17 protein-coding genes, 1 riboswitch and 1 other annotated feature are annotated in these 21036 nt (G+C 43.1%); of the genes, 15 read left to right on the top strand and 2 right to left on the bottom strand.

The window, feature by feature from the left end:
• From AC6H04_RS02705 to AC6H04_RS02685, 5 genes are all read left to right on the top strand, one after another.
• Nucleotides 1-969 (top strand): alcohol dehydrogenase catalytic domain-containing protein, encoded by a 969-nt coding sequence (locus AC6H04_RS02705; protein WP_497570242.1) that lies wholly within the window; start codon nt 1-3, stop codon nt 967-969.
• Between the two features lie 374 nt (nt 970-1343).
• A complete protein-coding gene (locus AC6H04_RS02700) occupies nt 1344-2474 on the top strand; it encodes a toxic anion resistance protein (RefSeq protein ID WP_497570241.1) in 1131 nt (376 codons plus the stop codon).
• Between the two features lie 2 nt (nt 2475-2476).
• Nucleotides 2477-3634, top strand: coding sequence for a hypothetical protein (locus AC6H04_RS02695; protein WP_497570240.1), 1158 nt, complete (start codon nt 2477-2479; stop codon nt 3632-3634).
• Nucleotides 3631-4173, top strand: coding sequence for a hypothetical protein (locus tag AC6H04_RS02690; protein WP_497570239.1), 543 nt, complete (start codon nt 3631-3633; stop codon nt 4171-4173). The genes AC6H04_RS02695 and AC6H04_RS02690 overlap by 4 nt, the downstream gene beginning before the upstream one ends.
• Nucleotides 4174-4184: 11 nt before the next feature.
• On the top strand, nt 4185-4997 hold the full coding sequence (locus AC6H04_RS02685) for a 5-bromo-4-chloroindolyl phosphate hydrolysis family protein (protein ID WP_497570238.1): 813 nt from the start codon (nt 4185-4187) through the stop codon (nt 4995-4997).
• A gap of 161 nt (nt 4998-5158) precedes the next feature.
• Here AC6H04_RS02685 and AC6H04_RS02680 read toward each other — a convergent pair whose 3' ends face one another.
• Both AC6H04_RS02680 and AC6H04_RS02675 read right to left on the bottom strand, forming a co-directional pair.
• Entirely contained in the window at nt 5159-5761 is a 603-nt protein-coding gene (locus AC6H04_RS02680; RefSeq protein WP_497570237.1) for a YkoF family thiamine/hydroxymethylpyrimidine-binding protein, read from the bottom strand.
• A 32-nt stretch (nt 5762-5793) separates the two neighbouring features.
• Nucleotides 5794-6375: an ECF transporter S component gene (locus AC6H04_RS02675; protein ID WP_497570236.1), complete on the bottom strand. Its 582-nt coding sequence runs from the start codon at nt 6373-6375 to the stop codon at nt 5794-5796.
• 107 nt (nt 6376-6482) lie between these two features.
• Nucleotides 6483-6572, bottom strand: a riboswitch (TPP riboswitch).
• 277 nt (nt 6573-6849) lie between these two features.
• Between AC6H04_RS02675 and AC6H04_RS02670 the strand changes: the two genes are divergently transcribed.
• The 10 genes from AC6H04_RS02670 to AC6H04_RS02625 all read left to right on the top strand — a co-directional run bounded on the left by AC6H04_RS02670 (nt 6850) and on the right by AC6H04_RS02625 (nt 20831).
• The gene (locus AC6H04_RS02670; RefSeq protein ID WP_497570235.1) at nt 6850-10614 is read left to right on the top strand and encodes a mucin-binding protein; all 3765 of its coding nucleotides are present in this window, start codon (nt 6850-6852) and stop codon (nt 10612-10614) included.
• A 317-nt stretch (nt 10615-10931) separates the two neighbouring features.
• Nucleotides 10932-11188 (top strand) — a binding site (T-box leader).
• Between the two features lie 72 nt (nt 11189-11260).
• Nucleotides 11261-11716 (top strand): GAF domain-containing protein, encoded by a 456-nt coding sequence (locus AC6H04_RS02665; RefSeq protein ID WP_497570234.1) that lies wholly within the window; start codon nt 11261-11263, stop codon nt 11714-11716.
• 32 nt (nt 11717-11748) lie between these two features.
• Nucleotides 11749-12912, top strand: a complete 1164-nt coding sequence (locus AC6H04_RS02660; protein WP_497570233.1) for an aminotransferase class I/II-fold pyridoxal phosphate-dependent enzyme — start codon at nt 11749-11751, stop codon at nt 12910-12912.
• 15 nt (nt 12913-12927) lie between these two features.
• Entirely contained in the window at nt 12928-13977 is a 1050-nt protein-coding gene (locus tag AC6H04_RS02655) for a methionine ABC transporter ATP-binding protein (RefSeq protein ID WP_497570232.1), read from the top strand.
• Nucleotides 13970-14641, top strand: coding sequence for a methionine ABC transporter permease (locus tag AC6H04_RS02650; RefSeq protein WP_497570231.1), 672 nt, complete (start codon nt 13970-13972; stop codon nt 14639-14641). The genes AC6H04_RS02655 and AC6H04_RS02650 overlap by 8 nt, the downstream gene beginning before the upstream one ends.
• Nucleotides 14642-14667: 26 nt before the next feature.
• Nucleotides 14668-15528 carry a MetQ/NlpA family ABC transporter substrate-binding protein gene (locus tag AC6H04_RS02645; RefSeq protein WP_497570230.1) on the top strand — a complete coding sequence of 287 codons (861 nt, stop codon included), beginning with the start codon at nt 14668-14670 and terminating at the stop codon, nt 15526-15528.
• Between the two features lie 24 nt (nt 15529-15552).
• Nucleotides 15553-16644: an iron-containing alcohol dehydrogenase family protein gene (locus tag AC6H04_RS02640; protein ID WP_497570229.1), complete on the top strand. Its 1092-nt coding sequence runs from the start codon at nt 15553-15555 to the stop codon at nt 16642-16644.
• Nucleotides 16645-16847: 203 nt separating this feature from the next.
• Complete coding sequence (nudC, locus tag AC6H04_RS02635; protein ID WP_497570228.1) at nt 16848-17678, top strand: NAD(+) diphosphatase; 831 nt, start codon at nt 16848-16850, stop codon at nt 17676-17678.
• Between the two features lie 305 nt (nt 17679-17983).
• The gene (locus tag AC6H04_RS02630) at nt 17984-19636 is read left to right on the top strand and encodes a peptide ABC transporter substrate-binding protein (RefSeq protein WP_497570227.1); all 1653 of its coding nucleotides are present in this window, start codon (nt 17984-17986) and stop codon (nt 19634-19636) included.
• Between the two features lie 19 nt (nt 19637-19655).
• Nucleotides 19656-20831 (top strand): mandelate racemase/muconate lactonizing enzyme family protein, encoded by a 1176-nt coding sequence (locus AC6H04_RS02625; RefSeq protein ID WP_497570226.1) that lies wholly within the window; start codon nt 19656-19658, stop codon nt 20829-20831.
• Nucleotides 20832-21036 lie beyond the last annotated feature (205 nt).

Below are 21036 nucleotides of genomic sequence, written 5' to 3'. Positions count from 1 at the left end.
ATGAATGAGGGTCAAATGATGAAAGCAGCCTATTTTACACATCCGGGTGGTGTGAATCAAATTCAAGTGGGTCAGCTACCTGTGCCGACAATCGGTCCAATTGATGTTCTGGTGAAGATTCAGGAAGCAGCGGTGGATCGGGTTGATGCTTACGTCCGTTCCGGCACTTTTCAGACACCACTCAAGCCACAGCAAGTGATTGGACGGGACGCAAGGGGAACCGTTGTGAAAGTGGGTAAGGAAGTTCACGCTTTTCACGTTGGTGATCGTGTATGGACGAACAGTATGGGTTATGGTGGCCGGCAAGGAATTACGGCTCAGTTTGCCGCTATTCCAGAAACCCGGCTATTTCCAATGCCGGCAGGTGACCCAAGTAGTTGGTTGGCACTGGTTCATCCTGGTGCGACCGCAGCCATAATTGTGACCCAGCTTCTGAAACTTAAACCTGATCAGACGTTGTTGATTGAAGGCGGCGCTGGTCATGTTGGGCGCCTGCTAATTCAATGCGCAAAAATAGCCGGTCTTCACGTAATCACAACGGCTAATCCACGTGATTTTTCAACACTGACTGCTTTAGGTGTCAAAGTGATCGATTATGCTGCTGGTTGGGAGCAGCATCTGTCCCAACCGGTTGATGCCATCATTGATACCTCAGGACGGGTACCGCTTCAACTTAATCTTGACCAGCTGGCTGTGGGAGGTCAGATTATTCTAATTGCTGCCTCTAAAAATCCAGCAGCCACTTTCAATTTGCCTAAATTTTATATGGCAGAGCAGCAGTTGCGTGGATTTGTCATTAGTCATGCTAGTCTGGCAAGTTTAACGCAGGCGGGCGAATGGTTGATCGCACATGCGGATGTACTGAAGGCACCGGAATTCGAACGATTGCCATTGAGTAAAGCGGCATCTGCGCACGAAATGGTGATGGATCCGCAGGTAAAAGCGCGATTGCTGATTACTTTGCAATGAGAAATTTAGACGTGATATTTTTCCAATGGAAACCTATTGCGTGGGGAAAATTGACTTGAACCCTCAAAGTTGCTTTTAGCTTTGGAAGTGCAGGTCAGTTTTTTGATGTCTTTAGATGTATAAATTTATTAGTATCAACTGACCCATATTTTTTAGCTTGATTATCAATGATATGCCATAGATCTGACGGATAAATATTTTAAGGCGACGTTGCAATTATTGGTTTGCTTGCAATTTACTTCACAAAACACCCACATCTTTCTATTTTCCAGGGATTTTTGCACCCAATTACAAATTACGTTATACTATCAAAAACACAAGTTAAGTTATTTTGGGGTATTAACTTTTGCTAACACACTTTGGAGGAATCAAAAATGAAGGATGTCACAAATATTGATAAAAACGTTGTGCCTACTAGTCAGATTGATGAGGCGACACCAGTTGCACTAGCGACTGCGATTAAGGAAAAGCTGAGTCCTGAGGAGCTGACGGAAGCCAGTAATATGGCGGCTACGATCAGTGAAGACAAACAATCGTCCATCTTGGATTATGGTAAAACCCAGCAAGAAGGGTTGTCGAGCTTTTCGAATACAGTGCTGGTCAAAGTTCAAAATAATGAGTTAGGCGAAATTGGGGATAGTTTACGGAAGTTAGTGACGAGTTTGAACGAAACGAATCCTGATAAATTGAGTCAATCGGATACCTCACTGTTTGCAAAATTATTCTCAAAGGTGAAAGCATCCATTTTTGAAATGACCGCTAAGTATCAAGAAGTTAGCGTTCAGATTGACCGGTCAGCCCAGCAATTAAGTAAGCAAGAGGCCAAACTGCTGCAGGATAATGATTTACTGGACGACATGTACCAGCAGAATCTTAAATTTTATCAATCACTCAACCTACTTATCGTGGGTGCATCGATGAAACACGATGAAATTGCTAAGCAAATTCAGCAACTTCAAAGCACCGCTACTGACCAAATGGCAGCCCAGCAAGTTCAAGATTTAGCTGCCACTCAGGATCGGCTGGAAAAACGGATGATGGATTTGATGTTGACTCGGGCAATTACGATTCAGCAAGCACCACAAATTCGGTTAATTCAAAACAGCAATACGGTACTGGCTGAAAAGATTCAGTCATCGATTACCACCGCCATTCCACTGTGGAAAAATCAGGTGGTGATTGCATTAGCGTTGCTCAATCAAAAAGACGCCTTGGCTGCTCAAAACGCGGTGGCTGAAACCACCAATGATTTACTGAAAAAGAACAGCAAACTATTATCGCAATCCGCAGTTGAGGTGGCCAAAGCCAGCCAACGTGGGGTTGTGGACATTGATACGCTAAAACAGACTCAAGATGATTTGATCAATACAATCACCGAAACCCTGAAGATTCAACAAGAGGGCAGCGTTAAGCGAAAGGCAGTTGAAAGCCAACTCCAAACCATGGAGGCGGATTTAAAAACCAAGTTAGTTGAAACCGTCAAGCAGCAGCCAAAGGCGGAATAGCTATGCAGACCACATTAAAATTCAAACCGCAGTCGATTACCAATGCGTTGATGGAGGCGTGCTGGATCGTTATTGGCATCATGATTTTTGGTACGATTGTGATCAAGTTTGCAGCTCGAAATAGTTACAGTGCCGCCCAGCCGCTATTCATGGTGGGTGCTTTTTGGTTTGCTACGTGCATTCTTTTCGCTGTATTAGCAGTCAGCTACTATCGTTTACGGGACCGAGATTACCAACTGATCGAGATCAATCAAAACCAAACCGGCATTTGGGTGACCCGTTACTATTTTCGGACGGAGCAAGTGTACGTGCCATTTGATTGGCTTAAAATCGTTAAGAATGGTAGCAGCGTACGATTAGACTGGCAACGAGCCCTCCAATTCGACCGGAAAAAGCGGCCACACTTACAAGCACGCAGCGGAATTTCACTGAATCGTGAGTGGTTTGATTCAACCGAACTGAATAACTTTTTAACGACAGTTGATTATTTTAAGAATGGTGCTGTGGGTGCTCAACCGCAGTTGAAAATCGGCAAGCATCCCAGAAAAAAAGCCCGCAAACAGAGATTGCGATTGCAACTATTAGTCATGGGTGCCGTGCTGGTTGTGGGCAATGCTGTCGCCTATGAGTCCACGGGTGTGAAGACGCGTCATGTGTCGGGCAATGATTCGCATCAAAAAGTGGCGTTAAAGAATGATACCACTTATCGCAGCCGGGACCTGGAGTTTAAGGTCCATCATAGTTATGCCGCGGAGACTGACGAGGGTGATCCAGTACTCATTGTGAATCTGAGTGTACAGCCAAGGCATAAGGATGCTAGTTTGTCCGCTGATGCCTTTCAGATTTACCACAAGTGGAGCGATAAAACCGAAGCTGATAGTGATGATTACTCAGAAGCGCGTGATTTTATTGGCACGAAGATTAAAGTTGGCGGGGTGAACAAACCGGTGATGAATATCCTCGATACCAATGGCTGGTACGGTGATGAGTATTCAGAAGGGGTTCGCAAACCATTCAATATTGTGGTTAAGCGACCCAAGTCTGCCAGCTTTGATTTTCTCTATCAAGGTTTCTATTATCAATACAATGTTCCGGCTAAAGACGACGATACGTCGATTGTTTTCCACGTCAAAACTAAGGACTTGGAGGTATTGAAATGAAACGATTAATGATCTTCTTTAGTTTAATCGGCACCTTCATGCTCACTACAGTGACGGCTCAAGCTCAGCGTTCATACCAATTCACTGGTCAGCCACTGACATTAAAGTCTTCAGGGACTCACGTCACCATTACCGGTTATAAATTGTTGAAAAGTCCACATCCAGCCTATGATTCGGCTGACACGAACGAACTAGAACAATATCTCATCGTTCACGCCACTGTTTCATTGACATCTTCCATCGAAGACGAGCATTCTATTGACTCCGATGAATACGAGTTGTTCAGCGGCCCTAATAGTGAGGATATCTTGAGCAAAAGTGATCATATTAGTAAATTGTTAAAGGCGGATCACCATCTGCTCACCATGGATAGTAATGGTATTGACGTTAAAAATGGTCATTCCAGAAAAGTGGATATTGGTTTTACCGTCTATCCAGATAACGAATATATCTTAGATGTTGATATTGGCTTTAGTGGCCATGACAAATACGTACAATTAAATCAAATCAAGTCAAGCAACGGTGTGACAGCCGAGTAGGAGGGGCGAAGATGGAGTTATTACTACAGTATCGAACGCGTTGGATTGGCGCCATGATTACGCTAGCGACCTTTGCCATCCTCTTGATCTTTCATCAGAGTGCCAATAGTGTGATCGGGCTGTATTTGTTGCTGGCCGTGCCACTGCAATTTTGTTTCAGTACCCGCTGGCTATGGGGCGTTGTATTACCAGCAATGATTTTAGCCTTGATGATCATGGTTGTTACGTTTCATACGGTAACGGGCTTTACCGATTTATACACCCTCGCTTATGGGGTAATGCCACTATTGATAGTCATTACGGTGCTGGTGAACGTTGGAATTAACATCTGGCATCGCGTTAAGCTTCGTCAATATGCCAAACAAGTTAATGAGAGTGGCATGACCGAAGCCTTATTCATTAGCGATCAAGAATTAACTAAAAGCGGTTTGGATAATTCTGAGCGGACTTTTTTTAAACGGGAAGTCCGTAATGCCTACCACCAGTTGGAGTATCTGCGCCAGATTCGTCGTGAAGTCATCAAATATATTCCTAGTTATGATAGTGATTTAAGACTTATCGAACGGACATTTCAGGAATTACTCAGTGCACCACGTCAGTTACTGAATATCTCAGAGTTTATGTACAATGATTTACCAGACTACGTAGGATTGGCACAAGGGCTGGTTCGCATCAATAACAATATTGTCACAGGCGAAAATACCCAAGAAGTTATCGAGAAGGCACAAGGTAAACTGAGCAAGCTGTCTGAGAAATTGCAGCAAGATTACGTCATCGTCACTACCCATGAAGTTGACGAATTGAATAGCCGCGCAGAGGAATAGAGTTAGTAACATTAGTGTAGTCAAAAAAACGGCTGAAGACGAAACGAAACCTGGCGATATCTACATTTATCGCATAAGAAAAACGACTTATCGAGAATTTCAATTGGCTTTCTTCGATAAGTCGCTTTTTTATGTCATTCATATGGTGCGCAGTCTCAGTTTTACTTCAACGAAGGGCTGTTCACTGAAATAGTCGCTTCAAGGACGTAGTGGCGAATGTGGTCATGTGCGTAGGCTAAGGCATCGTTAAAGTAGTTGAAGAGTTGATCAACTGTTCCAGTGAGTTCAGTTGCATAATGCATGCTGGTGGGGTTGAGACCTTGTTCTTTAGCCATATCAACGATGGTGCCAATCTCGTCCATGTAGTCGTTATCACCGAAAGCATAGAACGAGTATTTACAATGAACGTCAAAATTTTGAACTTGCTTAGGGTCAACTACGTCAACGATCTCAGCGTTCAAATAACGGTCAGCATCAACGTCACCGGGACAACCCTTGGAAAAAGTAAGTTCAAATACTTCATGGACGTTATCACGGTAAGAAAGTTGCGTTGCTGCCTTGACCACATTGATCACATTTTGTTGGTTACCGCGGTAAGTGGTACTAAATAGGTCGGTCATGGACCAGACTGGTAGTGTTTGTTGATTAAGCTGATTGATTGCAGTTGTAATGATGTCAACAAACTGGTCACTCATTGGATAGATACTGAGTTTGCAGCCAGTAATGTCGATGGAACCGTCTAAGTTACAAAGTGGTGCTGTCATCTGAAATTCCCCCTAAATGTTTGTGTTAATCGTTAAGCTTGATTGACTTTTAGGACGTGGGCACGTTTTAAAAGTCGGTGAATCAACGTCACCAGCCCAACTGAAAAGACGAGGTTTGACACTAGGCGAGTGAGGAATAAAGCGGCTAACATTGGCAATGAGAATTTAATGTAGCCATGGATAAAGAGTGCTGAAGCAAAGGTAATGATGGTTGAAAAGATGGCGGCAACTGTCAGTGACCGTACGTCGAAACGCCGGTACTTGAAACTAGCGAAACCTAGTTCACTACCGACACCTTGGAAAAATCCGGCAACGAGTGCAATAATGCCGAATTGGCCACCCGCAAAACTCTCAACCAGCGCACCAATCATTTCACTTAGAAGTGATGCGCCGGGTAAGCGGACAATCATGTAGGCGATTGGACCGCCCATGCACCAAAGTCCGAAGAGAATCTCACCGACAAATTGGCCTAAGCCAAGCGGTGTTAAAATGGCATAGACTAAGGTGTAGACCCAGTCGGAAACAACAAACATTAGTCCAACAAACAGTGAAACAATGGCGACGGTAATGACATCTCGTAGATGCCAATGTAGTTGACGTTGAATCAGAATCATCTCCCTAAAATTAATAAAACAGCCTACGATTAAAAAATCGGGGGCTGTTAGGGCAATTGAAACTGGTTTAATAACAAGTCTGTCTACAATATCTTGATAGTCAAACGATTAGTTTCAAGAGAACTCCCTTCGCTGGTATTAACCAGATCAGGTTCAGCGGGTGTAATCTCAGCACAGCGGCACCCCGATTCTTAATTGAACTAAGCGTACGAAAAATTTAGTTAGATGTCAAACGAAAATGTTGATGAAGGTGATTGATATTTGGTTGTTCAAAATAAAATGATGTATTTCTAAATGTTTTAAAATATTTTATAGGCATATAAATTAAAATATGATACTATACCCCTATAAGAAAAATGGTTAACGCCATGTTTCAATGGTGAACCGTTTGGCAATGTTTGTAGGCAGACGATAATTGTTTTTTAGGACGATCATGACGGAAAGTGACGCAACTAATTTTTGGGGGAATAAAATATGAATGAACGAACCCGGCAACAAGCTGTGAAGATGGGGAGCAAAGTGCATTATCTTACGTATAAAGTTGGCAAGCGGTGGATAACGGCTAGTATTTCTAGCTTAGCCTTAGCTGGGGTTTTACTAGGGGCAGGGGCAACGCAGGCTGAAGCTAGTACTGGCGATACAGATGTGGCGAACAATCGAACGAGTCAACCGGCGCCTGCAGGGGATATACTAAACCAGCAGGAAGTACCATTGGCTAGCTCTACTGCTGATAGTACAGCTGTTGAGAGTTCTGGAGATAAAATGAAAGCGGATACAGTTCGAGCGACGGAAGCAGTTGAGACATCAACTCCTGAACCGACGACCGATGATGAAGCGCCAGTGGCAGCAACGGGTGAACAAGCTACTTCAACTGATGATAGCGATGTGGGCGACACCAGTGCGGTTGATAACGTGCAGACTTATAACTTGGGGACCGCAAGTGATGATGTGGCGGATGCTACTAAAGCACAGGCGGAACAGAACTACGCGACTACTGGACAGGCACAGATGATTACGCGGATGGCGGCAGACGAGATTTCGGACAAAGGATTAGTAACCATTAATATGGAAACTCCTGATGGTCATATGATCATTAGCATAAAAGACCAAGTCCCTGTAGACCAGACGTTTAGTACCCCAGTAGATAATGTATTAGTTGTGTTCAAGGACGAAATTGCTCTGGTGAAAGAGCAAATGGATGAAAACATTGCGACGGGTAGCGAGGATACTAATGAATGGTTGCCAAAAATTAGCGATGACGCTGCTGGTCGGTATGAGTTTGTGAGTGCCACTGATGACACGACCGGAGTTAAGCTTGACGGTCGAGAACTGCATGCTTATATCAATAGCGCGGGTGTTAGAGACTACGTGTTTACAGTTGTCTATAAAAAAATGCCGGTTACAGTTGATCATGTTTATACTGACGGTAGCGATGCCACTGGAAATACCGGAAAGCCAGCACAAATTATTTTGTCGGTTGATGACCCAGTTGACTCAACGACTATTAATAAAGAGTCTCTCACGGTAACGTTTGATGATGATGATCAAGCCACTGTTACCACGTCAAAAAATGCTGATACCGACGCTGGTCAACATCTTTTGTCAGCGCTGTTAGGAAACGACGGTCTGCAAACGATTAGTAATGCATCCATTCAAGAAAATCTTCGAAGCGTGGGTATTCGGATGGATGGTACTGTTGATGAAGCAAACGAGAATTTAGCGCCAGACATTTCTAAAGTGACATTTGTTTACGATAAAGACGCAACTGCAACAACGACGCCAGTAACTGACCCGAACCAAAAATTAAAGGATCTGTACGATCAAGCCCTGAAACAAGCCCTGAAACAAGTCCTGAAAGATCTCGTTAATGATGCTGCGAAAACGGATGTTAAAACCACTGGTGAGGTAGGGTCTGAAACACCACCGAAAACTCCTCAGGTGAACGTCGGCGTTGCACTCTATGTTCAAAACACTGAAACAGGTGAACTAACGCCGTTCATGTTTACTGACTGGCGTACTGATGAGGATATTCCCATTGCTTATGGGTTGTTTGATGAGGACTCCGCGGTGCCACTAGATATGTCATTTAGTTACGAAGGGGTCAACTACCGCTATGTTGGTTATGAAATTGCGCCTGCTGAGGGAAAGGTTGATGGAACGCAATTGAATCCTAATAACTCAGTTCCGATTAGCACACTGGGTACAGGGGTTGACGACAATGGTAAGACGACTGAAGACGCACCAACGGTCTTGTTGAATGTCGTTTATAAAGTTGTACCGGCGGAAACCACGGCTAATTACGTTTACGACGATGCGGATCAAACTAAAGTCGAACCAACGCAGACGGTGACGACTGATCAGGATAGCGATGTTACGTTACCAACGACGAACCTTGAGAAGATCATACTGACGTCCACTAGCGGTAAAAACGGTGTCCCAACTACGCTGACTTTGAAGTTCAATAGTGACTTTACTGTGACCCATCTGATTTTAAACGACGGCACTAAGGATGAGGTTGTGCTGCCAGCAGCTTACGAAACGTTAGGGTCATTCTTGGCCAATAATGCTGATAGTGACCTCGCACAGGCAACTTTAGATGGGTTAGCTAGTGATGGTATTGATGAAACTGCCACAAGCCCAGATGCCTATCAGGGGTTCAAAGCGAACTTGGCTAAGGCTGGGATTCACATCAACGGCAACGTTGCGATTGTAGATCCTGACATCATTAATCAGCTGAGTGACGTGACCTATGTCTACGCAGCACCCGAAAAGCAAATCGTGACGATTCAGGCAGTTGATGATGTGACTGGTGATGTATTGGAAACTGGTGAGTTAACGGGCTATCCATCATTTACAGCAACTTATAATAGCCAAGTATGGATTGATAAATATACGCCACAGAACTATGTGGTGGCTGCAAACGGAATTCCTGAAGTCATCACGTTTGATGATGACTCAGCGGCAAGCCAGGTTTACCAGTTGCATTTAACTCACCGCATCACTCAGTCAACAGCGCAAACCACTCAGACAGTGACGTTTACGGATGAAGCTGGCAATACGATGGCACCGAGTGTTGAGAAAACGATTCCTTGGAATATCTTCACGGATGATGTGAATGGTAACAAATTGGCAATTGCATTGACCGGTTATGATGCTGTGACAGTGCCGGAGATTAAAAGTTACGAGGCAACGCCAAGCGAGGTTGCGGCCAATTACCCAGGAGCGACTACGGGAGAGTTAACGGACACGACAGTTCATGTAATTTACAAGAAGGTCGTAGTCCACTCAACAGCGCAAACCACTCAGACAGTGACTTTTACGGATGAAGCAGGCAACGCGTTAGCACCGAGTGTTGCCGAAACGATTACTTGGAACGTCTCTAAGGATGAAGCGACTGGTGACCAAGTGGCCACGGCACAGACTAGTTATGGCGCTGTCAAAGTACCGGTGATTAAAGGCTACGAGGCAACGCCAAGTGTAGTTGAAGCCCACTACCAAGCACCTACAACAGGAGAGTTGACGGATACGACTATTAACGTAATTTACAAGAAGGTCGTGACCCACTCAACAGCGCAAACCACCCAGACAGTGACTTTTACGGATGAAGCAGGCAACGCGTTAGCACCGAGTGTTGCTGAAACGATTATCTGGAACATCTCCAAAGATGAAGCGACTGGTGACCAAGTGGCCACGGCACAGACCGGTTATCAAGCTGTTAAAGTACCAGTGATCGATGGCTATGAGGCAACGCTAAAGGTAGTTGCGGCTAACTATCCAGCGGTGACTACGGGAGAGTTGACGGACACAACGATTAAAGTGGTTTACAAGAAAAAGGCTGCTGATGTTGGTGAAACTGGTGGTCCGGCTACACCAGTTAATCCTGATGTGACTCAGCCCACGACGGATACTGAACAGCCGACAGTCGCTGAGCCTGGTGGCGAGACTGAACCTGAAACTGAAGAACCGGAGGCGACTGAACAACCTGCTGATGGCGTAAAAACTGATGGTGATGGTACTGAAACGCCAGAGATCAAGGCTGTCACTTCCAACGGCACGGCTACGGGTACTGGACAAGCCATGGATAAGCAATCTAATGGCAGTCAAACGGTCAAAACGGATGCACAACAATTACCTCAAACGGATGAGCGTGATGGTCAGACCGGTTCTATGATGGGGTTAATGTTGGCCGGTATGTTGAGTTTGCTAGGGCTAGGTGGTCTGCGGAAGAAGCAGGATTAGGCTATTTTAGAATAGATGGAAATAAGGAGTGCTACCTTTGATCTGAGGTGGTGCTCTTTTTTAAGGCATTCAACGTTCTGTGATTGCATTAAATATCTCAGAAAAACGGTATTTTATTGCCACGTCCAAACGCTCATTTATTTTTAATGCTATCTATTTTTCTTAATTATGATCATGAATCAATCAAAATAGACAGTGATATTACTGGCATGAAGCATGTTTAATAAATTAACAATTAATTAGTCGATACTCACTAAATTCTCATCTAACCGTTGACAACCGCTTGGATTTGTATAATAATCAATATCAATTTAACAAATCAAGTAGACGTAAGATGAGTAGAGCTGAACGCTATTTCTAGAGAGCTACCGTTTGATGGAAGGTGGTAGTAGTCTAAGTTCGAATATGGTCTTAATAACAGTCTTCATTGTCGAGCGTACGTTAGATAATGCCGGGTACTCCCGTTACAGAGTTAGGGTATAAGAAGACTTTCTTTTTGTATCTGAAGCGTATGTAATTCAAGAGAATTATGTAAATTGAGGTGGTACCGCGGAAAAGCACTTTCGCCCTTTATCAGAGATTAAATCTGGTGAAGGGCGAAGGTGCTTTTTTGCTTTTCTGTTTACTTGTAAGGAGGAATTGAGATATGGGAAAGAAGCAAGAAAACTATGAGTTGTTGGTGAAACAGGCGAAGAGTCTGCTGGAAGGTGAAACGGATGTTGTCGCCAACATGAGTAATTTAGTCTCTTTGCTTTTTCATGAGATACCAAGCTTAAATGGCACGACCTATTATCGGTTTAAAAATAACGAACTGATTCTTGGACCGTTTCAAGGCAAGCCAGCTTGTATGCACATTGCGGTTGGTAAAGGTGTTTGCGGCACAGTTGCCAAAAATAAGCGGACAGAAATCGTTGATAATGTTCACGAGTTTCCTGGTCACATTGCTTGTGATAGTGCTTCAAAATCAGAGATCGTTGTCCCGGTTTTCAAGGATGATCAATTTTGGGGTGTCCTGGATTTAGATAGTCCAGAATACAGTACTTTCGATGAAACGGATAACGAATATTTAAGCCAAATCGCACCACTGATCTTTAACGAATAATTTCAAGTAATTGAATGGAGAGATGAGAAGAAATGGAATTTACACCTTCACAAAAGGTTAGACAAATACCCAAAAGCTTTTTCGCCGACCTTGATAAAAAAATCGATGCCATCGAAGATCAGGCAACTTTAATCGATCTGGCGAAGGGTAATCCTGACCAGCCAACCCCAGAATTTATTATTGACGAACTAAAAACGGCATCGGAGAAATTGGAAAATCACCGGTACACGCCTTTTGAAGGAAAAACTAATTTTTTAAAGGCCATTTCCAACTACTACCAAAAAAATTATGGGGTTGCTACAGACCCCTTCAAAGCGATTTTGACGTTCAACGGTTCAGCCATTGGTATTTCAGCGATTCCCCAAGTTTTTCTGGATCCTGGTGACTATGTGGTGACGACCGATCCGTGTTATCCAGAATATGATGCTTCTGTTGCGTTAGCTGGCGGCAAGTTGTACCAGCTACCAATCACTGAGGCCAACGACTATTTACCGAATTTGGAGTTGATTCCAGATGAGGTATTACAAAAAACGAAGATATTGTTGCTGAATTATCCTAATAACCCAACCGGGGCTGAAGCTACCAGTCAATTTTTTGAAAAGGTGATTCAATTCTGTAAATTACATCACATCCTAGCTGTTAATGACTTTGCATATGCGGCTCTCAGCTATGACGAAAAACCCGTGAGCATTCTGGAAGCACCTGAAGCTTTGGATTACGCCATCGAGTTGAATACCTTTTCGAAAACCTACAACATGGCTGGTTGGCGTGCTGGTTACGTGCTTGGTAATGAATCAGCGATTGCGGCCATTAAGAAATATCACGACCACGTTTACAGTACGATCTTCGGGGCAGTTCAAGATGCGGCAACCGTTGGTCTTGAATCTGATCAGTCTTCCGTTGAACAACTCAGAACGTTGTATCGACAACGACGCGATACTTTAGTGGGTGGGTTGAAGCAACTCGGTTGGAACGTGGTTGAACCCAAAGGAACCTTTTTCGTTTGGGTGAAAGCTCCAGAAGGATTAGACGGTGAACAGTTTACCGTTCAAATTTTAGAGCAGGCCAACATCGTGGTCGCTCCAGGAATTGGGTTTGGCAGCAACGGTCGTGATTACATTCGGCTGAGTTTGACCCACGATAAGGCGGTATTACAAGAAGTCGTTGAACGGTTAAGCAAAATTAAATATGAATGAATCAAGGTGGAATGAATGACTGAGGAAAACATCATTACGTTCGATCACGTTAGTAAAGAGTTTACGCGAGCGGACAGTAAGGAAAAACTTCAAGTATTAAAGAACATTAATCTGGAAATTCACAAGGGCAGTATTTTCGGCATCATCGGCTATAGCGGTGCTGGGAAATCGACTTTAATTCGGTGTATCAACGGCATTGAATTGCCGGATGCCGGGAAGGTCAACTTTGAAGATATTGAGATCAACCATATGCCCAAGAAGCAGCTGCGAGAAACTCGCAAAGAAATGGGCATGATCTTTCAGCAATTTAATCTGATGCCTTCGCGGACGGTTTTTGAAAATGTTGCCTTGCCAATCAAGTATAGTAAGCAAAGTCAACAGCAGATCAAAGACAAAGTATTGGAACTATTGAAGATCGTTGGCCTGCCTGATAAAGCGGATGCCTTCCCGTCGACACTTTCCGGTGGGCAAAAACAAAGGGTGGCCATTGCGCGGGCCTTAGTCAATGATCCGAAGGTGTTGCTTTGTGACGAAGCCACCAGTGCGCTTGATCCCCAGACCACTGAAGATATCATCCAGCTGCTGAAACGGCTTAATCGCCAGCTGGATATTACCATCGTGGTGGTGACCCATGAGATGCAGGTGATTGAAGAACTGTGTGACGATGTGGCGGTACTGGATAAGGGCAAAATCGTGGAACAAGGCGACGTCTATTCCGTCTTCGTTGACCCCAAGACGCCATTGACCAAAAAGTTTATTGCCACGACTTCCAAACTGAACTTGCCCGATGAGGTCCTCAACAGTAATTTGTTAAAGTTGCATGATAATGATTTGCTGGTAAAAGTAACATACATCAGCAGTAAAGCCATTGAACCGTTGATTTCAGCAATTTCTCGTAAGTTTAACGTTGATGCCAATATTATTGTTGGTGACATCAAGATTTTACGGGGAAAGCCGCTGGGAGGTTTAGTCATCATTTTGAGTGGTAAGCAGTCTGACGTCAGCGGGGCGCTGTCGTACATTAAAGAAAAACAGGTTAGAACCGAGGTGCTGGCGAGTGCTTAGTAAATTATTTCCAAATGTGGCTTTGAATTATAACATTTTTCAAAATTCGATTGTTCAAACGGTTGAAATGCTGATTATTACCGGTATCATTTCCTTTTTAATCAGTTTAATCATTGGCGTATTGCTGGTTGTGACCAAGAAGGATGGCATTGCTAGCAATCCGGTTGTCTGGAACATTTTAGATAAAATCATTAATCTGTTCCGATCAATTCCGTTTATTATTCTGATTGCAGCCTTGATCCCATTGACCCGGATGCTTTCGGGAACGGCTATTGGCGTAAAAGGGACCATTTTTCCGTTGATTGTTGGCATCGTACCATTTTTCTCCAGACAGATTGAGTCAGCGTTGAATGATTTAGATCAAGGACTGATTGAATCAGGACAGGTCATGGGGTTGTCAACGTTTCAAATCATCAAATCCATCTATCTAAAGGAAAGCATCTCCAACATCTCGCGGGTGACCACGATTACGTTTATTTCTTTGATAGGGTTGACTGCCATCGTGGGTGTTGTTGGCGGTGGTGGTATTGGCGATTTCGCAATTCAGTATGGTTTCCAACAAAATGAACAGGATGCAACGTTTGCTTGCATCATCGTTTTACTGATTATCGTGACCATTGTCCAAATTATCGGCACGTTAGTCAGTCGCAAGACGACACATTAAATTGACTTTTAAAAGGGGAAAATGACATGAAGAGATTGATTAGTAAGAAGCTTATTTTAATTTTTAGTTTGTTGTTGGCGTTTGTTTCAGTTGCTGGGGTATTAAGTGGCTGTGGCAAGAGCAGTAATGCGGCTGCTACCAAGACGGTTAAGATTGGTGTGGTTGGCACCACTGACAATTCGATTTGGGCTCAAGTCAACAAAAATCTAAAATCAGAACATATTCGCGTTAAGCTAGTACCATTTACGGATGGCATTCTAGCCAACCAAGCCATGAACAACAAGGAACTCGATCTGGTTGCCTTTCAAAACCGAGCCTTCCTCGAGAACGAAGAGAAAACTAAGCATTACAAGTTTTCTGTGATTGCACAGACGTATTTGACACCAATGAACATTTTCTCTGATAAGATCAAGTCCATTAAAGATTTGAAACAGGGTGACAAGATTTCAATTCCTAATAACGTGACCAATGCCGGCCGGGCACTCAAGGTTTTGGAACAGGCTGGCTTGATCAAGCTTGACCCTAAGGCTGGTGATACGCCATCAACCAGTGATATTACTGAAAATAAGTTGAAGCTGAAAATTGTTCAACAAGATCCTGCTAAAATCATGAATCTATTACCTGACGTTGCAGCCGGAATCACTAATAGTAACTTCGTTAAAGTTGCTAAAAAAGATCCAATCAACGATGCCATTTACAAGGAATCATTTAGTTATTCCAATCCTGCAAACAAGCCATGGATCAACGTCATTGCCGTTCGTTCAAGTGATAAGAATAATGCCACTTATAAGAAGATCGTAAAGGCTTATCAGACTAAATCAGTGACTCAAATTTACAAGGCTAAGTTTAATCACATGTATACACCTGCATTCAAGACGAACAACTAATGCAGACGAGAGGAAGGATAGATTATGTTTTCACAAAGCGGTCCGCAAAGGTACATTTCAGATGTTGATGCGTATGACCAGCTACCATCATTTATTTCTGATTTAAAGGTTACTAAAGTATTGTTTTTACACGGTACCAAGTCACTAAGAGCAGCCAAGCCCTATTTGCCTAACTTTGGTGATCACGTTGAGGTAACGGATGTTTTCTTTAATGGCGAGTGTTCCTACGAAGAAATTCATCGTGTAGCAGCCATTGCGAGAGAGCATCAGGTTCAAATGGTGATTGGACTTGGTGGGGGTAAGGTTTTAGATACGGCCAAGGCGGTGACCACTGGCACACATTTGTATCTGGTATTGATCCCAACGCTAGCCAGTAACTGTGCACCCTGGTCTTCAGTAAGTGTCCACTACAAAGCAAATGGGGAACACCTCGACCATAAAATTTATAAGGAAACCGCTCATTTGTTACTGATTAATCCAAAAGTTATTTTGAATTCACCAGTTAATTATTATGTGGCGGGAATCGCGGATACACTGGCCAAGTTTTATGAATCGGAGCTCATGTTTGAAGCATTAGACGACGATGAATACACGACTGCGCTGAGTATTTCACGACAAATGGCCATTAATTGCAAGGACATCTTACTCAATAACTCTGTTCAGGCGGTTAAGGACATGCAGGCGGGTCGATTAACTCACACGTGGCGAAAAGTGATGGAAACCATTATTGTTACGGCTGGTACTGTCGGTGGCTGGGGCGGTGATTATGCACGCTCCACGGGTGCTCACTCTGTTCATGATGCCTTAACGCTGTTTCCTGAGACGGTTCGCTTATTGCATGGTATTAAAGTGGGTTATGGGATTTTGGTCCAATTGGCCATTGAACACCATTACGATGATATTCGGGATTTGCTACCGTTTTATCATGAACTCAACATCCCGACTAACCTCGAAGATTTAGGCCTGGGTGATATTGACGATGCAGGGATTACCAAGATTGCGGCTGTTTCCGCCGATCCTGAAACAACAATGCATCTGATTCCGTTGGATATTGATACTGATGCCGTTAAGAGCGCAATTTATAAGTTGGAGGAAATCACGGCGCCGGTTAAGTAAGTGGCAATTTGGTTTAAATGAGTCCGTGACATCAGTCTTTTAATTCAAAAACAGATAGCAGAAGATTCTTGCTATCTGTTTTTTTGCCTAATTTTTTCATTAGTTCAGTGATATAATTAGGACAACATATTATGCGTTAAAAATGATGATTAATCTCTTAAAATTGCTAACGTTTAAATTTATTTGAAGGGACTGTGTTCATAATGTTACAAGACATCGCGCCAAAGGTTATGGATAACCAGTATCATCCTGAACGAATGCCTAAAAGGGATGACTTTGTTGTCATCTATTCTGCCAAGAAAGTGCTTTTATCAAAGTCGAAGCAATTACCAACGGTTGAGTTTGCTGATAAAGAGTGGCACTTTGATCGCGATGATTACACTTATCTCCTATCCGTGGACGATGTCTCGTTCTTTCTCATTAGGCGGTCTTCGAGGCCTGTGAATGAAAGCAACGACTATCATTTTGAATCAGTGCAGACGTTAAGAGGATTGCAGCCGCAATGGCTGAGCTTTGCAATCGTAACCGCAGCACACCTCGGTTGGTGGTATAAAGCACACAAATTTTGCGGTGTTTGTGGGCAACCACTAGTTCAAGACAAAGTGGAACGGGCATTAGTGTGCGAATCCTGTGGACAAAAAATCTACCCTGAAATTTTGCCAGGTATTATCTTAGCAATCACTAACGGCAATAAAATTTTGCTGACTAAATTTCGAACGGGTCAGGAGAGATACGTGTTACTTTCCGGCTATGTCGAAATAGGAGAAACACTTGAGGACACCATTAGGCGGGAAGTTTCAGAAGAAGTCGGCCTTTCTGTCCATAATATCAGGTACTATGCTAGTCAGCCTTGGGGATTTTCTCATTCGTTGTTAATGGGCTTCACGGCGGAGCTGGATCAGGATGTACCGATTGAACTCGAAACGGATGAACTTTCTAAAGCCCAGTGGTTTGATCGTGATAAGCTTCCCCATGATGATGAACTTAGCTTAACGTGGCAAATGATTGAGGATTTCAGGCATCATCAATTTTAAAAATGGAATCGAATATCGGGTAGTTGAAACAACTGCTCATCGTAAGCGAACAATTACGGTGAGTGGTTTTTTTTGCTGATAATTTGAATGATTAATAATGGGAATATTTTTTTAAATAACTGCTTATTATATGAAAATATTATATATATTATTTGTTAATTATTATGATTTCACAAGTGAAATAACCAGTTCAAACAATTGAAACGCTTACAAAAAAGTGGTAATAATTGATATTGGTTAGGCATATTTTTAGGCTTGTGAAAAATAAGGGTATGCCATTATTAGATTATTTGGGAGGTTTTTTGATGTCAACTAAGTCATTTCGTTTGAAAGCTACCATTGGTTTATTTGGAATTACCTCGTTGAGTGTGCTACTAGCAGCGTGTGGTTCAAATTCGGCCACGCCGAAGCCGAAACTAGACCGAACGGCTGATTTGTCAGCTAACTATGTTATCACGACGCTGGATATTTCCAAGACACAAGGGTTTGATCAGGCTGGGAACATGTATGATAGCCTTTTCTACATGAATAAGGATCACAAAATTGTGCCAGATTTAGCAACTAAGTCGACCGTGTCGAAAGATGGTAAGACGTATACTTTTAAGTTACGTAAGGACGCTAAATTTAGTAATGGTGATCCGATTACGGCGCAGAGTTTCGTGTATTCGTGGCAACGATCCTTAGCACCAGCAACCAAGTCCATGCATGTGTATCTATTTAACGGAATTGTGAACGCTTCAGCGGTAAACGCTGGCAAGTTACCGGTAAGCAAACTGGGGGTGACGGCGACTGACAAGCACACGTTAACGGTCAAATTGACCCACCCAATTGCCTACTTCAATAAATTAATGACTTATCAGGCTTTTGCGCCACAGGATGAAAAAATTGTGAAGAAGTACGGTTCATCTTATGGCATGTCACCAGAAAAAATGGTTTATTCTGGCCCATATAAGATGACAAATTGGAAGCCACAGAGTAATACGTGGACATTTGTTAAAAATACTAATTATTGGGATAAGAAAGTCGTTAAGATGCATAAAATTAATATGCATTATGAGGAAGACCCCCAAACTAGTCTGAATCTTTATCAATCCAAGAAACTTGATTTTACCATTCTTACGGGTGATCAGGTATCAAACTTTAAGAATAGTAAGCAGTTATTTAAGGGCCCATACTCCTATATGAATTATTTATTCTTTAATCAAGAACCGACTAATCAGACGTTGCGTAAAGCTTTCAGAAACGTAAACATCCGCAAAGCAATTTCGTTGACGTTAGATCGAAAGCAAATTGTTAATGTTTTGATGAACGGTGCGGCCGTTAAACCAACCGGTGTGGTTACAAAGTACCTCGCCTATAACGAAAAGGGGACCGATTTTGCGACATTACAAGATGGTGGTCAAAGTGCCGCTTACAACCCGACACTAGCTAAGCAGTACTGGCAAAAAGGGTTAAAGCAGATTGGTCAGAAGTCGTTGAAGTTTACCTTAACGGCATCAACAGGTGATAGTTCGAAACAATTGGCTGAATATATTCAAGCTAACGCCCAAAAGTATCTACCTGGACTGACAATTAGTATTCAAAGTGTGCCACAGCAGATTGTTTATCAACGGAGCTTGAAAGGACAATTTGACGCATACTTGGGTGGTCGTGGGGCCGACATTTCTGACCCAATTGAGTTCTTAGCACCACTACTGAGTAATAACCCACAAAATTACGCTAAGTGGCATAATGCAACCTACGATAAGTTAGTTAATGATTCAACGACCGGTAATCTTTCAACAGCGGCTCGTTGGAATAAGCAGTTACAGGCCGAGAAGCTCCTTGCAGATCAGCAAGCCTTAACACCACTCTACCAAGACTATAACTACTATCTCAAGCGGTCAACGCTTCACGGAATCACCCATAATTCTACTGGTGCTCAGTGGAACTATAAGTATATGTATAAGACGAAGTAACAGGAAAGTGTGAAGAAACGTGAAAATAACATCAATTGATATTTTTCGTGTGAAGTGGAATCGACAATATGGGGTCTGGCACCCAATCGTGGTACGCATTAATACGGATGCAGGCATTAGCGGTTTTGGCGAAGCTGGGATTTTCTATGGTAGCGGATTTGAGGCGACCATTGGGAGTTTGAAGGACCTCGGTAAACGATTGATTGGTCAAGACCCAACGCGAATTGAAGCCATTTGGCAACAATTTTACCAAGGCACCTTTTGGGGAAAGAGTGGCGGTGCAACTTTTTACGCAGCCGTTAGTGCGTTAGATATCGCACTTTGGGATATTAAGGGCAAGTCACTAAACGTTCCGGTTTATGAACTGCTTGGTGGTGCAACTCGAACACGAATTCGGTCTTATGCCAGTCAACTACAGTTTGGCTGGGAAGGTGAGACCCGGTATCTCATTCAACCAGAGGAGTATGCGGAAACAGCTAAAAGGGCGATTGATCAGGGCTACACGGCTGTGAAAGTTGATCCGTTCATGGTGGATCGTCAGGGACACCTTGGTCGACGGTTGCTAGGTATGATGAGTCAGGCTGATCTACAGCTCAATTATGATCGCATCAAAGCAATTCGGGATGCCGTTGGTCCAGACGTTGATATTATTTTAGAGTGTCACGCAGGCTTGGACGTTAACACCGCGATTCAATTTGTCCAGAAAGTGGCACCGCTCAACATCTATTATATGGAAGAAGCCTTTTCACCGATGAATCCGGGATTAGCAACGAAAATTAAAGAGAAGACTGCAATTCCACAAGCAAGCGGTGAGCGAATCGTCACCCGCTTTGGCTTTCAGCCTTACTTGGATGCTCGCAGTTTGGATGTGATTCAACCAGACGTTGCCATTTGTGGGGGTATTTCGGAGGCTAAGAAAATCTGTGACATGGCAGCAACATATGAAATTGCCTGTCAATTACACGTTTGCGGCACACCGATAGCAACGGCCGCTGCGTTACAAGTGGAAGCTGTTTTACCCAATGCATTAATTCATGAACACCACGAAATTTCATTAAAAGCCGGAAACCAATGGATCGGCAAGTACCCAGATGAAGTCGATAACGGTGATTTTGTGATTCCTGACCGTCCTGGTATTGGTCAGGAGCTGAGCCAAGCAGCAATCGAGGAATCGGTTTGTGAGACGATTGAATAGTTTTAATGTTTAGTGGTACAGAAAGTTTAAATGAGAGGGCAAGTAAAAACTTGTCCTCTTTTTTAATTATCTGAATAGTTAAATCATAGACAATTGTTGGCGTATAATTCCTAAGAGGTATAATGATAAATATTCTTCTTACAAACTGTTCAAAAGAAAAACTGATATGTAAATCCAACTAAAAATACGTTTCTGAGAGGGGAAA

The organism is Secundilactobacillus sp. MJ173, from assembly GCF_059704265.1.
This window is presented reverse-complemented; position numbering and strand designations above follow the sequence as displayed.

Coding starts and splice junctions, on each gene's coding strand:
- nudC (WP_497570228.1), top strand. CDS start 16,848: ATGTTACAAGACATCGCGCCAAAGGTTATGGATAACCAGTATCATCCT.
- AC6H04_RS02630 (WP_497570227.1), top strand. CDS start 17,984: ATGTCAACTAAGTCATTTCGTTTGAAAGCTACCATTGGTTTATTTGGA.
- AC6H04_RS02700 (WP_497570241.1), top strand. CDS start 1,344: ATGAAGGATGTCACAAATATTGATAAAAACGTTGTGCCTACTAGTCAG.
- AC6H04_RS02665 (WP_497570234.1), top strand. CDS start 11,261: ATGGGAAAGAAGCAAGAAAACTATGAGTTGTTGGTGAAACAGGCGAAG.
- AC6H04_RS02680 (WP_497570237.1), bottom strand. CDS start 5,761: ATGACAGCACCACTTTGTAACTTAGACGGTTCCATCGACATTACTGGC.
- AC6H04_RS02685 (WP_497570238.1), top strand. CDS start 4,185: ATGGAGTTATTACTACAGTATCGAACGCGTTGGATTGGCGCCATGATT.
- AC6H04_RS02690 (WP_497570239.1), top strand. CDS start 3,631: ATGAAACGATTAATGATCTTCTTTAGTTTAATCGGCACCTTCATGCTC.
- AC6H04_RS02645 (WP_497570230.1), top strand. CDS start 14,668: ATGAAGAGATTGATTAGTAAGAAGCTTATTTTAATTTTTAGTTTGTTG.
- AC6H04_RS02670 (WP_497570235.1), top strand. CDS start 6,850: ATGAATGAACGAACCCGGCAACAAGCTGTGAAGATGGGGAGCAAAGTG.
- AC6H04_RS02660 (WP_497570233.1), top strand. CDS start 11,749: ATGGAATTTACACCTTCACAAAAGGTTAGACAAATACCCAAAAGCTTT.
- AC6H04_RS02640 (WP_497570229.1), top strand. CDS start 15,553: ATGTTTTCACAAAGCGGTCCGCAAAGGTACATTTCAGATGTTGATGCG.
- AC6H04_RS02675 (WP_497570236.1), bottom strand. CDS start 6,375: ATGATTCTGATTCAACGTCAACTACATTGGCATCTACGAGATGTCATT.
- AC6H04_RS02695 (WP_497570240.1), top strand. CDS start 2,477: ATGCAGACCACATTAAAATTCAAACCGCAGTCGATTACCAATGCGTTG.
- AC6H04_RS02655 (WP_497570232.1), top strand. CDS start 12,928: ATGACTGAGGAAAACATCATTACGTTCGATCACGTTAGTAAAGAGTTT.
- AC6H04_RS02705 (WP_497570242.1), top strand. CDS start 1: ATGAATGAGGGTCAAATGATGAAAGCAGCCTATTTTACACATCCGGGT.